Source organism: Pleurocapsa sp. FMAR1 (assembly GCF_963665995.1).
In the GTDB taxonomy this organism is placed as follows: Bacteria; Cyanobacteriota; Cyanobacteriia; order Cyanobacteriales; family Xenococcaceae; genus Waterburya.
The window spans coordinates 3,904,335-3,918,265 of sequence record NZ_OY762512.1; the positions used below are offsets into that span (position 1 = coordinate 3,904,335).

Consider the following 13,931-nt stretch of genomic DNA (forward strand, 5'->3'; position numbering starts at 1 on the left):
AATTGATTGTGTCTGGTTTTATCTCAATTATCATTGGTATTATTATTACCCTATCTAGCAGTCTAATATTTACTGCCTCGGCTGTTGCAGCTATTGGCTTAGATAATGGTCATTTAGCTGCTTGCCCTAGTTCGCCTAATTGTGTTGTTAGTCAAGATGGAGATGAAAAACACGCAGTTGAGCCTATTACTTATAAAAGCGATCGCACTACGGCTAGAGAAACTTTATTAAAAGTCTTGTCAGTTGTACCCCGCACTGAAGTTATTGAAGATACAGATAACTATATTCATGCTGAATCTACCAGCCGTATTTTTAAATTTGTCGATGATGCCGAATTTTATTTTCCTGAAGACGAAAATGCAATTCAAGTAAGATCTGCTGCACGAGTAGGAGAATCAGATTTAGGAGTTAACCGCCGACGTATTGAACAAATTCGTTTAGCAATGCAAGATCTAGGTGTTTAATCTGATTATGAAAATCTCTGCCTAACGATAACAATTATCAATTTAGCCCTCATCCATTCTTAAACCCCTTTATTATTTGTTCCTTTAAAGCTTTCTAAAGGTTCAATTTGTAAACTATCTTCTCCTAACTTTTCTAGATGAAGTTCCCATTTAGGAGGGTTGCTGACACGACTATATTTATAGGTTGCTAAACATTGTTCTTTTTGATTGAAAATATTAAGATTATAGCCATATTTTCTAGCTACCGTTCCAAACTGATTAACAAAGCGGTAACGTCCTAAATAGTCAAGCATAGTCCATAATTGCCAATTAACAATTAAGTTTATTTGTTGCTTTTTAGGATAAGCAAGCCAATTTTGCACTAATTTTCCGCCAAAGGGATCGAATTGTTCTGTTGCCCACCAAAAGCTAGTTTGCGTATTACCAGAAACAGTTTTTGGTTGCTCAATTTGATTAATATTCTGCTTGATTTTAGCCGTCTTTTGAATGTTATCTATTGATGAGGAAACCTGTTGAGAAATTCGATCACAAGCATGAATATAATTTATATTTTTTGATTGAGCGATCGCATTTTTACTCGCTACAAAAGTAAATATTATTCCTAGACAAATCACTGTGCTATATCTATTCATAAAATTAAAGATGACTCAAATTAAATGATTTTAAAGCCATAACTATTGCTCATTTATCTAAAAAGTTAGTTATTTATTTTATAGGCTGCAATTATGAGTTTATGCAGTATGAGAATTGTATTAGTAAAATGATCGAAAAGAGAAGACGAGAAGTACAGTCAAAATCTGTAGTTGATTCAAGTAATTACTAAAGGTTATAAAAATAATATAAATTAAAAATCACTATATACCAAAATTATAATTAAAAAATTTTATAATTAACGGTTTAATAATAAAGTAAAACTCTTATTGCATCAAGATTACAAGAGATATTTGATTGATTATAGGTAGCTTAAGCAAAAAAAACAATAGCAATTAGTTGGTTGCTAAATTGCGATCGCTCTTGATAGAAGAAATAATCTATCTGCATTTATCTCTATGATGCTGGAATAAGTAATTTTTGTTATGGAGTAAATATCCCAACCTTATTGATTTTCCAATCATAAACAGCTATCAAAATAGCGCAGCCTTGAGCAGAAAATATCTGTCAGACTACGCTCCATTGAGTTATTAGTAGAGAGCGAATAGTTCAATTTGTCTTTGGGTTCAATTCTCATTTGAAAACTCGATCGCTAATTACTAATTAAATAGCGATCGCTTTATAGGAGCTATGTTATTAGCTAACTACTTTATTACTTAATCAGTTCCAGTTACCAATCAATGTAAAAGACGACCAAAAGTAAGGATGAGCAAGGGATAAATTACCTTCAGGAAACTCTTTTGGTAGAGCCAATTTTTCTCCATTTGATAAATCAACGCGTTTATCATTAATGTTAACTTTGCCATGCAACATTTCTAATTGAGTTTGTTGCAAAGCTTCAGCTTTAATCAAAGTACTATCTAATTGATTATAAAATTCACCCATCAGAGCTAATGTTCCCAAATCACTAACATACCAAAGGCTTGCTAATGCTGATTTAACGCCTGCTTGTACTGCCAATCCTGCGAAACCTAGTTCTGCTTTTTCGTCTCCTATAGCAGTGTCACAAGCACTTAAAACCAACAATTCTATTGGCGTGTTGGCGGTATTCCAACCAAGCTTATCTGATATATTTCGTAGTTGGGGAATTCTCAGCTTACCATCGTAAAACTGAATATAAGAATCATTTAAATCCCCTGCTTTAAATTCTGCATGGGTGCCAAGATGAATAATCTGAAAAGAATTTTTACGGCTATTTTGAGCTATAAAGTTAGGAATAGTAAACTGCTTATTCAGAAATGCCTCTCCTTTACGAGGATCGCTGACAATAGTTTTTAATTCTATACCCATAGTTGGTAATGACGGTTGATCGGTAAATTCTGAAGCTCCCATAGCCAAAATAGAGCTTTTTGCAGGATCTACGTAGCGAGTATCTGTTAAACCAAAGCTAGGAACTATTGCCGTAGCATATTTTTCGACTAAAAATTGTTTACCATCATAAAGTGCTGCTAGAGGCAATAAACGTAATCCCGAATCCATTGAGAAAACCAAAATGTCGATATTATTAGCTTGCAATTGCGCTTCTAAAGGTTTAATTAATACGTTATAAAGTTTTTGCCCTGATTCCCTGTAGTCAGTATCTTGTAAATTTCTAGCGTTACTAACCTCTTCACGGAATTGAGTTGCAGTCGCGATTACATCTTTTCTAGAGGTGTCCTTGACAGTTTTCCGTATAGTTGTCTCTTTTAATTGAGGCAGATCTGTGGATTTAAGATCGCTTGAGGCAACTGTAGAACTTTTAGCAGCAGCAGATTTTGAATCATCGGGCAGCACTGCCAATGATTCAAGCTGATTTTTTTGCAGTGATATATTGATAAATGCAGCCTTTTTACCAGTTTGCTGTTCCAATTCAGCCAATCTGCGAGAAATATCCCGAACAGAAGGCACTTTGCCATATATTTGTAATCCTGAAGAATTAATTAATTGATTTAATTGAAACTCCTCCTGCATTTGTATTGCTAAATCAGTAGGAGCGTTTTGGAATTGTACCTCATAAGCAACACGATCTAATTGTCCTGTATTTACATTTTCCTCAGCAGCTTTTTTTTCTTCCTCAACAGCCTTTTTTTCTTCCTCAACAGCCTTTTTTTCTTCCTGAGCGGCTTTTTCTGTTGCTTGTGCTTGAGCGGGTGTTTCCTCTTCTTGAGCGGGTTTTTCCGTCGCTGGAGTACTAGTTGTGGCTGGCGATTTGTTCGTATCTAATGAGCTTGTATCTGATGAACCTCCAACAGCATTGGGTGTTTCCTGAACTGCCTGATTTGAATTTTGGTTAGTACTCCCTGAAGAGGTGTTCGAGTTATCAGAAGGAGTTTCTAAAGCGTCAGAAAGTCCCGTTGTTTCAGTCAAAGTATTGCTATCGGCAGTGTTGCCATCTGTAGGACTACCATTCATAATTTCGTTGGGATTTGGCAATGTAATATCCGACATATTCCCTGTTTGAGAACGAACTGAATCAGTAGCTAACAATGACCAGATTAGAACTAAAAGTATTTTGACTGGCAGTTGAAATAATTTCATGTTGATATTTTCCTAAAAGGTAAAATGATTTTAAAAAGTAAAAGTATAGCCAAAACCAAAGATAAATCTTGTGCCATCTCCAGCGGTACCAGCAATATCTGTTAGAGCAGGTACTATTACAAGAGGTAATTTTCTAAACAAAACAATAGGAGTACCAATGGTTAAATCTTGACCGCTCCACTCAGCCACAAATCCCACAGGATCTAAAATTTTGACTGCTAAACTACCGAAGATACCTAGTGTTTTATTACCGTTATTAATATTAGACTCAGAACGAAATTGCCCACCTCCTACTCCAACAGTTGTATATATTTCACTAAAAGCTTTGCTTCTATCTTCACGTAATTTGAATCTTTTCGTAACAACTCCATAAACTGAAGAACCCCCATCAGTATTACCCCATGTAGCTAAACCTTGTACTCCAATAGCTACGGCAAAATCCTTGGGTAAACGACGATGCAACTTAAGATTGATTGCTCCGTCGCTGAATGGTGAACTTACGTCAACTAAACTAATTCCAATCTGCGCGCCAATGTTTTTTGAGGGATTTCCTAAACCGAAACCTATACCTATTACTCCGTCTGCTTTATCTCGGAAGCGAACACGATCTTGGAAACCAAAACCTATTCCCGCACTTCTCCAGGACGCACCATAGGCAGATGGATTAATAATTGTGATACTTGGGGAAGCTCGATAAGGCTGCTGGGTAAATGGTATTCGTAGTGGTATTCTTGTTGGTTCAAATCTTTCTCCCCCTGTGGGTTGGCGACGTAATGATGGAATACCGCTATCGGCAGGAGAGGAGGATTCTGAAGATTCGGCAGCTACAGTACTATTAATATTTAGATTGTTAAAAGAAGTAAAGTTGAATTTTAATTCTGATTTTGTAGATTTAATCGTATTTCCTAATAAATTACTTGCTGATGATTTAGAAGTTATATTGTCAGGAACTTCAGCTTTAATCTCACTGCTCATTGATAAAAACAAAGCGTTCATTAAAGAGAACTTAGCAATTTGCACAAGGGACTTATTGAACTTATTAATAATTGACATTTACGTGGGTAATTTTTCAAATATTTCTATATATAACTTGGGCTTTGTGTTCTTATTTGCAGTTAATCGAGATGAAAAACATAGTGAATACCGAAATACCCTTGACTTAGAACAATAGCTTTTTTAGACTTTTAGTTCTTCTATCAAGCTATTTTTTGTTGCATAAGTTTTGTTATATTAGAATAGCTATTGTTTACCTAAGTGTAATTGTTAGTAACAAGCCTCAAATAAACTAGGGAAGATTAAAGCAAACAATAGCCACAGTTTTAGATCGTTTAACATTAAGACAGAAGAATAAGTAGCGACTTCTTGTATATTTATTTAAACCTAAATAAGCTTTTAACCATATGCCCAATGTCAACTAATAATTTTGATTGATATTAGGAACTTTTTGCATATACTATTAAGCAGCTTACCACCACGGCCACCATACAGGTTGATATGGTTTGTCGTCAAAGCTATATATATTACCTCTACTTTTTAATGCCTTACACTCTAAAGGCTTCATATTGTTTAAAACGCAACCTGCATTGTAGTTAGGATTTACGCTGAACAACTTCTCGCTGGCTTTATCAGCGCAGTTTTGGTTTTCTTCTGTAACTAAGCAAACTAAATTTTTCTTTTCTAGACTTTCTGCCTTCAGATATTTGGCTGTTTTTTGCTGATACGAAGCCTGTAATTTGTTGGCAGTTTGCTGACAAATTTCTTTGCCAGACTGTTTTGGAAGTAGATATTCTGAGTGCCAACTCATGATTGGCTTGAGGTTCACTTGCCCTGAAGTATAGGCATACATTGTTGGCGTACCTTCTTGAGTAGCGCAGACAAAGGCAGTATTAGCAGATTTTTTATTAGGATTTTTTTCTGCCTGGACGGGCAACGAACTTATCGCGATCGCGCAACCGACCAAGGCAGTATATAGGTGCTTTTTATTCATAGATCGTGTCTTCTATTTGGTATATAGAGCTATATTAAACATACACCAAATGTAATTTACTATGTAAACTTACTGAATTACTATTATTTCACTAAATATATTGTCACAAGCGTAAATTTTTGATAAAGATGATTTTTCAAACGCTTCTCATCCTTTATTCTTTATCCCTTATCTTTCAAAAGCCCAGGTCTAGGCATGGATACAGGTTGACGTTTATTTATCTGACGTAGCCAGAAGCCACCTATAACTGCCACAGTAAGGGATATCCAGCCTGTCAAAGATTGCAGCAACAAAAATCCACCGATCGCAAACATTGAGCCAAATAAAAGCAAGGTGGCAGCAATCACTCTAATTAAATCTTGAGTTAAATTTTGTGCAGCAGGAATACCTGTTCTCTCTCGCTGACGCTTCCAGCCTATTCCTCCTGGCTGTACTCGGCGATAGAATTTATCTAAAGTAGCATCGGCTTCTGGAGGAGTAAGATACATCACGGTAATCCACAGCAAGGCAGTTACAACCGAAATAAATAGGAGATTAGAACCGAAATCGCCTAATATTTGTTCAAATATGGGAAAAAGGTCGATAATTTGTTGAGGATAAATACTGGTAATTAGCCCAATAATAAAACCGCCTACCATAGCAGTCAATTCCGCAGCAGCATTAATTCGCCACCAAAACCAACGCAAGATCAACACCAACCCAGGCCCAGTGCCGATCGCAATTACTAAACGAAAAACAGTGGTAATATCAGTAGAATAAAATGCAGCGATCGCCCCAAAAACTGTCACTAAAACAGAGGCGATTCTACCTACCATCACTAATTCTGCTTGACTAGCGTTAGGCTTGAGAAAACGTCGGTAAAGGTCGTTGGTCAAATAAGATGCACCCCAGTTAATCGAAGTAGAAACCGTACTCATAAAGGCTGCAATCAGCGAAGTCACCACCAAACCCAACATTACAGGAGGCAAAAAATCCAGCATCAATTTTGGATATGCCAGTTCCTTATCTTCTAGATCTGGATAGATAACCATAGCTACCAAAGCAACTATAATCCAGGGCCAAGTACGTATTCCATAGTGAAGGATATTAAAAAACCACGAGGCTTTTTCAGCTTCGGCTTCAGTTTTTGCTGCTGCCAAACGCTGTACAAACTCTCCCCCGCCATCGCTGCGACGAAAAGACCACCACTGAAGAAACAAGTAAGCAGAAAAAGTAGTAGCGGTAATTCCCGCAGCATCATTCCACCCCATACTGCCATTGCTGAATTGAACAGGGAAAAAAGACAAAACATCTATCTCACTGGCTTGTTGAACTTGGGGAATTAGTTCATGAATACCACCTACATGATTGACGGCTACAATTGCTACGGCGATCGCACCAAGTAAAGCCAGAAAAAATTGAAAGAAATCCGTAGTCACAACGCCCCATAGCCCAGAAAAGCCAGAATATACTAAAACTATAACGCTAACGCCGACTACACTCCAAATTTTGATGTTTTCCCCTGGATTAACTCCCAAACTTTGCCAAAGTTCTAAGGCATCTACTACCTTAACCATCGCTAGCATGGCGTAACCAATACCAATACAGTTAATCGGCACAGCAAAGAGAAAAGCTTTCGTCCCCCGCAAAACAGCAGCCGTATTTCCGCCATAACGCACCTCTGTTAATTCTGCATCGGTAAGAATTTCCGAACGTCGCCACAAACGAGAAAAGATATAAATCATGATTACATGAGAAATACCAAAACTCCACCATTCCCAGTTACCAGCAATACCGCGACTACCTACCACACCACAAATATATAAAGGTGTATCAATGGAAAAAGTGGTCGCTGCCATACTTGTCCCTGCTAACCACCACGGAAGCGATCGCCCTGAAACAAAAAAGTCTTCCATGCTTTGGGATGCCTTACGGGAGAGAAAAACCCCTAAACCAATGGTGAGCAGAAAATATACAAGGACAATTAGCCAGTCAATCAGCGTCATGGATTTAGTGCCTGTTTAAAATGCCTCATTATACGCTTAATGTGAATTAGCGGTGAGACCCCCTAAAGGGTTCAACAGTTCCTTCAACGGAGGGAACCTCCGCAACGGACTGTTGAACCGCGTCGCCGTTAGGCGCAAGGGAATGCTGACCAAGAAAAAAAGCTGATTCTTCCATTTCTATCCAAAATTTGTCTGTAAAAACCAAAATATAATACTGGGGGAACTTTCCCCCAGACCCCCTGTTGGGGACGTTACGACCCTCCCCAAACCCCTTCCGTAAACATTAACCATGACCATGACTTTACTCATCAACTAATTTCTAGCTATCTGGATGAAAAATTGAATCTGCTTGAGTTAGGTTCTCAAAAAATCTTTATTTCTCTTAAAATATTGGACTTTTTATAAGCTGATAGTTAAAAAGTCAATTCACATTAGACGTAGTTTATAGCTTTTAGCTTTAAGAAAAGAGTAGCTATTATCTTTTGATAATCTCTTGTTCATCAGACTGAAGGCATAGAATATTATAGAGAAGCAAGCAGATTAATTCATTGCCTAAGCTATTAATAAAGACTTTAATCATAAATTAACTATGAATGATCGAGAACTACTAAGCCGTATTACTACCAATTCTGAAGTAATGGTAGGAAAACCCGTAATTCAAGGGACACGCCTTACGGTAGAATATATTCTCAATCTTTTGGGTCACGGTGCATCAATAGCAGAGATTATTGAAGAATATGATGGTTTAGTAGAAGCAGATATTAGAGCTTATTTATTGTTTGCTTCTCAATCTCTAGAAACTACAGCATTTATGCCACTAAGTAGGTGAAAAGTAGGTGAAATTTATAAAATGCGTTTCTTAGTAGATGAGTGTGCTGGTATTAAATTGGCTTTTTGGCTGAGAGAACAAGGTTACGAAGTATTTTCAGTTTATGAAGAGGATATCTGAACAGGGCTATTTCATTCTGACTATAATTAATCAAGAAATGAATTTCTTGGCTTAAAGTCCAAGTCCGTTTAAACGGACTTAATATATTTAGACAGAGAATTTATTCTCTGGCTTTCGAGAATGAAATAGCCCTGATATCTGAATAAGTTTTTTAATCCTGTGTTTTGCCCCCCTAGCCCCCCAAATTTGGGGGGAATATGAAAAAAGTCCCCCAAGCTTGGGGGATTTAGGGGGCTTTGGTGTAACAAATAAGACTTCTCAGACAACCTCTAAGAAGCTAGAGGTATTACATACATTTGATTACCAATGACAAAGACTTTGGGGAAAAGGTTTATCGAGAAAAATGTCCCCACAGAGGAATAATTTTGATGCGTTTGCAAGATGAACGTTCTGCAAATAAAATTAACGTCTTACAGCGTTTGTTTTTAATGTATCTTCCCAGAATTCCTGATAGTTTTGTTGTCGTTACAGAAACAATGGTTCGTTTTCGTAATAAATTTTAAATGTTAACAGTTCTAATTGATATGTGTTTAGAGCGATCGCCCTGAAACAAAAAAGTCTTCCATGCTTTGGGATGCCTTGCGAGAAAGAAACACTCCTAAACCAATGGTGAGCAGAAAATATACAAGGACAATTAACCAGTCAATCAGCGTCATGGATTTAGTGCCTGTTTAAAATGCCTCATTATAGTAGCTATTATTTTTAGGAAGTAAAAAGCGGTGCGACCCCGCGTCGCCGTCAGGCGCGCCCTCAGCAATAACCTCAACGGAGGAAACCTCCGCAACGGTTTTGCTTCGCAAGGGAACGCGCACCAAGACAGTAAAAAGTAAAAAGTAGGGAGTAGTAATTTAACCGAACGTCCTAACGTTCATATGTAATGCGATATGAATGTGTGTACTCTTGTGAGATAGATTATTTTTCAATACTGTTCGGTTGGTCGCTTAAGTTTGGGGGACTTTTCTGAATCTGACTCACCCAAAGTTGGGGGCTGGGGGGCTTAACCAAACGGTATTAGTTTATTTTTTGCTTGTCAACGATCGCGATCGCAGTTCTTTTGGGTACTCTAGGTAACAATTAAGGCTGGATTTTATATACCTAGGACTTACGCGCTTGCCCCCTAAATCCCCCAAATCTGGGGGGACTTAAAACTCTTTCCCCCCAGATTTGGGGGGCTAGGGGGGCTAAATTAATTGAAATGCGTAGGTTCTAATACCTTTGTTGATATCTATTGGTAAGTTCTAACTTTACATGAAATTATTATTAAAAACTCTATTACAGCGTCGCGCCAGGGACGAGGGTTTTACTCTGCCAATGGTAATTGCCTTGGGTTTGGTGATGCTTCTTTTAGCCGCAGTAAGCATTACCACAGCTAATGAAGAGAATTTAACCGCCATCACTCAAAATTCACGCTCTGATGCTCTGGCGATCGCCGAAGTCGGCGTAGCCCGATATAGAGAATTATTAGATCGTAACCGAATATTAACAGTATATGACTCAAGCGCGTGGGGAACACAAACGCAAATTTGTGATAATTTAACCAGTTTTCTTCCAGGGGTTTCTAAAAACATTAGTCTGGATGAAGATGGTCAGATTCTTAATAATGATGGTGACTCTACAGATAGTTTTACTATTGGCTCTTACTTATTAGTTTCTTATGACTATACCAATGATAATCCTCCTGCTACTTCGATTGCCAACGGTACATTTAATATGACAAATGATACTGCTAATAATAATGCTAGAGGTATTTTAACAATCAAAGGTACAGCATCTGATAACAGTGAAGCGCAAATTCAGGTAGATATTCCCATTCGCATTAATCTCGATGATGTGAAGAATCTTGCCCCTGCTTTATGGATTGGTAATTACGATAGCACCACGACAAAACTGGGTAATTTAACTATCGGCAATGGAAATGTTGTTATTACCGATAAAGCCACAGCAATTGATGGATGTAGAAATTTTCCTAGTTTAGCGACAGGAACAAGACCAGTTATTAGCGACAGTCGCAATTTGCCTCCAATTGCAAAAGTTTCTAATCCAACAGCAACAGTTCCTGCTGATAAGGGAGATTTTGAAAAAGCGAGAGATGCTCTTACTGGTGAACCAAGTACAATAAATACTCCCGATAATAGTACAACAGGGCGATTGCTTTTTGGTGCTACTACACATTCCCCATTTAACCCAGATGCCAATAATACTAATTGCTCCAATATCAAATTGTGTCGCTACTATTATGAATTTGGATCTAATATTTCACCTTCACATCCATCTAACCCTTCGTCTCTAACTTCACCGTTGGTAGATACAGATTTATTAACTGATGGAGTTGCTAGAACCACCTTGGTACTAAATCAATCTCTTACTATCAATGCATCTGGTAGAGATGTAAAAATTGGTAGTACTAGTCCCGTTGCCAATGATTCAAATGCTTTTGAAATATACGTCAATGGCAATAACAACCTTGAAATCAATGCTACTGGTGGAGATGTCACCATTAACGGCTTTATCCATGCCCCTAATAGTACCTTAACTATTAATGGAAATAGAAAAGTCACTATTAATGGCTCTGTTTGGGTTAAAGATTTCGTTAATAATAGAACATCAACAGCAGCAACTACAGCAACTACTATTTCTCCAGACATGATCACCAGAGAACCTACCACCGATGATGCTTCCACTTCAGGTAGAGCTTACAGATTTTATAGCACAACCGCCCGCAGAACCGCCAGACCAATAACTGGTAGCCCAACTAACTGGAAAACGGAGCAGGTAAATTAAACTCTTATGAATAAATTGTTATTGTTATTGTTCAAATTTAAAAAAGGAACGCCTCGAAAAGAAACAGGTTTTACTACCTTTGAAATTCTTATTTCACTGCTAATTGCTTTGCTCTTCGTTGCTGTATCCATGCAAAGCTTGGTCTATGCTATGGCAATGAAAGTTCAAGCACAAGAAAAGCAAAGAGCTAATGAACTGATCCAGGAAGATATTGAAAGGATTAACCGACTAGGTAGCACAACTCTAACACCACCAGCACCAGCAACAGGAGATTCGCCAAAAGCTAATCCTGTATGTAATCCAATAGATACGTCTGCAATAGCTGCTGCACCATCAGCAACTCCTCCTATACCTGTTGAAATACCTGCAAGAACAGCCTATGAAAATAGCTATGCTAAAGCACTTTGGGATAGACTTCAAGAAACGGCAGCAAGCCCCGCAACTAGTACCTCACTTACCAAGACCATCATTAAAAAAATTAAATCAGACGGTTCTCTGGATACAGGTGGTAAGCAGTTAGCTTTAAGGCGTTTTGAAATAAGTAGCACAACTAATAATAGTACCGCCCCTCATAGAACTTTAAAGGTTGGCTATCAAGTTTGGAATTGGGACGGTACTAATTTTAAAGACAAAAATGGCGGAGCTATTGGTACTGGAGATGAACCGATCGCAGAAACTTATGTGGAGATTATCCCTGATGTCGCTTTACGCTGCCCGTAAATCTAACTCTGGTTTTACCTTAATTGAAATGCTCGTCACAATTATCATTATTGGGGTAATTGCGGCGATCGCTACTCCTAACTTTCTTGGCTTGCTCAATCGCAATCGAGTCAATCAGGCACAAAGGCAAGTAGAAGGAGCGTTAAAAGAAGCTCAAAGACAAGCTATGCGTAAAGGGAAGCAATGTTCTATTAATGTTAATATTACTGATAGTACTATTTCTGGTGGATGCTTGTTAAGCAATAGAGAATTAAACACCGATAGTTACAAAATTCAACTAAACTCTACTACAACCCCAATTACTTTTTCAGGTAAAGGCAATATAACTGGGGCAACTCCTCTTTTAGTTGTATCTATTCCTAATGGCACAGATTCGCGAAAATGTGTGGTTATAGATAGTCTATTGGGTTCGCAGAGATCGGGAGATTATTCTGAAGCTATCGCTGCGGGTGCAACACCTGTATATGCTAATTGTCAATAAATACTATTGTTTTATACTGCTAAATTATTAAACCAGAGAAATTAATAATGCTACAGTCAGCAAAAAAAAGCGATCGCGGTTATACTTTGACAGAACTGATGATTGTTCTTGTTATTATTGGGATTATAGCTGCGATCGCTGTTCCTAACTTTCTTGGTTTACTTAGTCGTATTAGATTGCAAGGAGCATTACAGCAGCTATTAGGGGCAATCAATGAAACTCAGCGGTTAGCTATGGTTCGAGGTAAATCCTGTCAAATCAATATAGACCCCAATACTAAAAAAATCACTGCCAATGCGGGCTGTTTACTAAGCGATCGCAATCTAAATGACGAAATAACTGTCCGCAGCAATTTTACAGGCGCAACAAATATTACCTTTTCCTATAGAGGCAGCACTACCAGAATGGGAACTATTGTTTTATCTTCAGACTATACTGACTTACAAAAATGCTTTGTAATTGCTTTGGGTACTGGTATTAAAAGAGTTGGTGACTATAACGGCAGTAAGACTGGTTCTGTTTCTGGCAGCAACTGCCAGACAGAATAATACTAAATTCTGTTTCCATAGGTCACTTTGAGGTGATATATAGCAACCGAACTATAGATTAAGACATTTAAAATATCTCTTAAATCTCTTTGCGTCTTTGCGCGAAACAAATAATAGTTGTCTTAACCTTTGCTTCGACTGCTATAAGTCACAAAGGCTTTAGCCGCATATAGTCAGAAGAACCGAGGCTACAACATTAAGGAAAGAATATTCTAATAATGATATCTAGCTTGCAAAAATTCGACAAATCTTTCGGTTACTCGATAAACTAATCTATGTTCCTGAGTAATTCTTCTCGACCAAACATCACTTGCTATATGCTTCAAGGGTTCAGGCTTGCCAATACCTTTGAATGGATCTTTAGTCACTGCTTCTATTAAATCTAGAATTTTCTTTGCTTTAGCCTTGTCTTTTCTAAACCACCAGCCTAAATCTTCTCGAAACCTTTGGTTAAAGATAATCTTACGGTTGGCATTTATCGATTAATTCTGACAAACCTTCGCTCTCAATTAATTCATCTGGCAGTCCATCCCGAACTCTCGACTCCTCTAAAGCTGCAAACAATCGCTCGGCATTTTTAGGCGATCGCAGTAAATGCAAACTCTCTAAAATAGCAGTCAGTTCATCAGCAGGTAAAATGGCAATATCTTTATGCCCTCTTCTGGTAATAAGAGCGATCGCATTTTCCTGTTCAATTCGATTCAACAAGGTAGCCAAATTTTGTCTGGCATCGGTATAGGAAGTAGATATAGGAAACATTTTTTTGTACATATTATCATGACAAATAACGATTTACAGAACTTTTAGCATCAAGCCAACTCTAAGCGCGATTTCGCTACTCAAGAACT

Annotated in this window: 15 protein-coding genes; 7 read left to right on the forward strand and 8 right to left on the reverse strand. The window is 37.8% G+C overall.

The annotated features are described in order from the left end of the window. Positions 1-8 precede the first annotated feature (8 nt). Positions 9-464, forward strand: coding sequence for a DUF1499 domain-containing protein (locus SLP02_RS19045; protein WP_319422299.1), 456 nt, complete (start codon positions 9-11; stop codon positions 462-464). Positions 465-523: 59 nt separating this feature from the next. Here the strand turns inward: SLP02_RS19045 and SLP02_RS19050 are convergent, their stop codons facing one another. The 5 genes from SLP02_RS19050 to SLP02_RS19070 all read right to left on the reverse strand — a co-directional run bounded on the left by SLP02_RS19050 (position 524) and on the right by SLP02_RS19070 (position 7,604). Continuing rightward, complete coding sequence (locus SLP02_RS19050) at positions 524-1,096, reverse strand: hypothetical protein (protein ID WP_319422300.1); 573 nt, start codon at positions 1,094-1,096, stop codon at positions 524-526. A 679-nt stretch (positions 1,097-1,775) separates the two neighbouring features. Next, entirely contained in the window at positions 1,776-3,632 is a 1,857-nt protein-coding gene (locus SLP02_RS19055; RefSeq protein WP_319422301.1) for a CHAT domain-containing protein, read from the reverse strand. 30 nt (positions 3,633-3,662) lie between these two features. Further along, positions 3,663-4,607: a hypothetical protein gene (locus SLP02_RS19060; RefSeq protein ID WP_319422302.1), complete on the reverse strand. Its 945-nt coding sequence runs from the start codon at positions 4,605-4,607 to the stop codon at positions 3,663-3,665. Between the two features lie 490 nt (positions 4,608-5,097). Continuing rightward, positions 5,098-5,619, reverse strand: a complete 522-nt coding sequence (locus SLP02_RS19065) for a COP23 domain-containing protein (RefSeq protein ID WP_319422303.1) — start codon at positions 5,617-5,619, stop codon at positions 5,098-5,100. A 161-nt stretch (positions 5,620-5,780) separates the two neighbouring features. Further along, positions 5,781-7,604 (reverse strand): sodium:solute symporter family protein, encoded by a 1,824-nt coding sequence (locus tag SLP02_RS19070; protein WP_319422304.1) that lies wholly within the window; start codon positions 7,602-7,604, stop codon positions 5,781-5,783. 589 nt (positions 7,605-8,193) lie between these two features. Here SLP02_RS19070 and SLP02_RS19075 point away from each other — a divergent pair. Together SLP02_RS19075 and SLP02_RS19080 are read left to right on the forward strand one after the other, a co-directional pair. Then, positions 8,194-8,433 carry a DUF433 domain-containing protein gene (locus SLP02_RS19075; protein WP_319422305.1) on the forward strand — a complete coding sequence of 80 codons (240 nt, stop codon included), beginning with the start codon at positions 8,194-8,196 and terminating at the stop codon, positions 8,431-8,433. 416 nt (positions 8,434-8,849) lie between these two features. Then, on the forward strand, positions 8,850-9,056 hold the full coding sequence (locus tag SLP02_RS19080) for a DUF5615 family PIN-like protein (RefSeq protein ID WP_319422306.1): 207 nt from the start codon (positions 8,850-8,852) through the stop codon (positions 9,054-9,056). A gap of 27 nt (positions 9,057-9,083) precedes the next feature. Here the strand turns inward: SLP02_RS19080 and SLP02_RS19085 are convergent, their stop codons facing one another. Next, on the reverse strand, positions 9,084-9,209 hold the full coding sequence (locus tag SLP02_RS19085) for a hypothetical protein (RefSeq protein WP_319422307.1): 126 nt from the start codon (positions 9,207-9,209) through the stop codon (positions 9,084-9,086). Between the two features lie 592 nt (positions 9,210-9,801). On the opposite strand from SLP02_RS19085, the gene SLP02_RS19090 reads away from it, so the two are divergent. From SLP02_RS19090 to SLP02_RS19105, 4 genes are read left to right on the forward strand one after another with little or no spacing between them, the layout of a single operon-like run. Next, entirely contained in the window at positions 9,802-11,334 is a 1,533-nt protein-coding gene (locus SLP02_RS19090) for a DUF7305 domain-containing protein (protein ID WP_319422308.1), read from the forward strand. Between the two features lie 6 nt (positions 11,335-11,340). Next, positions 11,341-12,054 carry a hypothetical protein gene (locus SLP02_RS19095; RefSeq protein WP_319422309.1) on the forward strand — a complete coding sequence of 238 codons (714 nt, stop codon included), beginning with the start codon at positions 11,341-11,343 and terminating at the stop codon, positions 12,052-12,054. Then, positions 12,014-12,535 (forward strand): pilus assembly FimT family protein, encoded by a 522-nt coding sequence (locus SLP02_RS19100; RefSeq protein ID WP_319422310.1) that lies wholly within the window; start codon positions 12,014-12,016, stop codon positions 12,533-12,535. The genes SLP02_RS19095 and SLP02_RS19100 overlap by 41 nt, the downstream gene beginning before the upstream one ends. Positions 12,536-12,582: 47 nt before the next feature. Next, on the forward strand, positions 12,583-13,083 hold the full coding sequence (locus SLP02_RS19105; RefSeq protein WP_319422311.1) for a pilus assembly FimT family protein: 501 nt from the start codon (positions 12,583-12,585) through the stop codon (positions 13,081-13,083). A gap of 212 nt (positions 13,084-13,295) precedes the next feature. Here SLP02_RS19105 and SLP02_RS19110 read toward each other — a convergent pair whose 3' ends face one another. Then, on the reverse strand, positions 13,296-13,562 hold the full coding sequence (locus SLP02_RS19110) for a Txe/YoeB family addiction module toxin (protein WP_319423707.1): 267 nt from the start codon (positions 13,560-13,562) through the stop codon (positions 13,296-13,298). Beyond that, entirely contained in the window at positions 13,546-13,842 is a 297-nt protein-coding gene (locus SLP02_RS19115) for a type II toxin-antitoxin system Phd/YefM family antitoxin (RefSeq protein WP_319422312.1), read from the reverse strand. Before SLP02_RS19115 ends, SLP02_RS19110 begins: the two co-directional genes overlap by 17 nt. Positions 13,843-13,931 lie beyond the last annotated feature (89 nt).

Excerpts from the sequence above, each read along its gene's own strand:
- SLP02_RS19050 (WP_319422300.1), bottom strand. The coding sequence starts at position 1,096 with ATGAATAGATATAGCACAGTGATTTGTCTAGGAATAATATTTACTTTT.
- SLP02_RS19055 (WP_319422301.1), bottom strand. The coding sequence starts at position 3,632 with ATGAAATTATTTCAACTGCCAGTCAAAATACTTTTAGTTCTAATCTGG.
- SLP02_RS19060 (WP_319422302.1), bottom strand. The coding sequence starts at position 4,607 with ATGAGCAGTGAGATTAAAGCTGAAGTTCCTGACAATATAACTTCTAAA.
- SLP02_RS19065 (WP_319422303.1), bottom strand. The coding sequence starts at position 5,619 with ATGAATAAAAAGCACCTATATACTGCCTTGGTCGGTTGCGCGATCGCG.
- SLP02_RS19070 (WP_319422304.1), bottom strand. The coding sequence starts at position 7,604 with ATGACGCTGATTGACTGGCTAATTGTCCTTGTATATTTTCTGCTCACC.
- SLP02_RS19075 (WP_319422305.1), top strand. The coding sequence starts at position 8,194 with ATGAATGATCGAGAACTACTAAGCCGTATTACTACCAATTCTGAAGTA.
- SLP02_RS19085 (WP_319422307.1), bottom strand. The coding sequence starts at position 9,209 with ATGACGCTGATTGACTGGTTAATTGTCCTTGTATATTTTCTGCTCACC.
- SLP02_RS19090 (WP_319422308.1), top strand. The coding sequence starts at position 9,802 with ATGAAATTATTATTAAAAACTCTATTACAGCGTCGCGCCAGGGACGAG.
- SLP02_RS19095 (WP_319422309.1), top strand. The coding sequence starts at position 11,341 with ATGAATAAATTGTTATTGTTATTGTTCAAATTTAAAAAAGGAACGCCT.
- SLP02_RS19100 (WP_319422310.1), top strand. The coding sequence starts at position 12,014 with ATGTGGAGATTATCCCTGATGTCGCTTTACGCTGCCCGTAAATCTAAC.
- SLP02_RS19105 (WP_319422311.1), top strand. The coding sequence starts at position 12,583 with ATGCTACAGTCAGCAAAAAAAAGCGATCGCGGTTATACTTTGACAGAA.
- SLP02_RS19115 (WP_319422312.1), bottom strand. The coding sequence starts at position 13,842 with ATGTTTCCTATATCTACTTCCTATACCGATGCCAGACAAAATTTGGCT.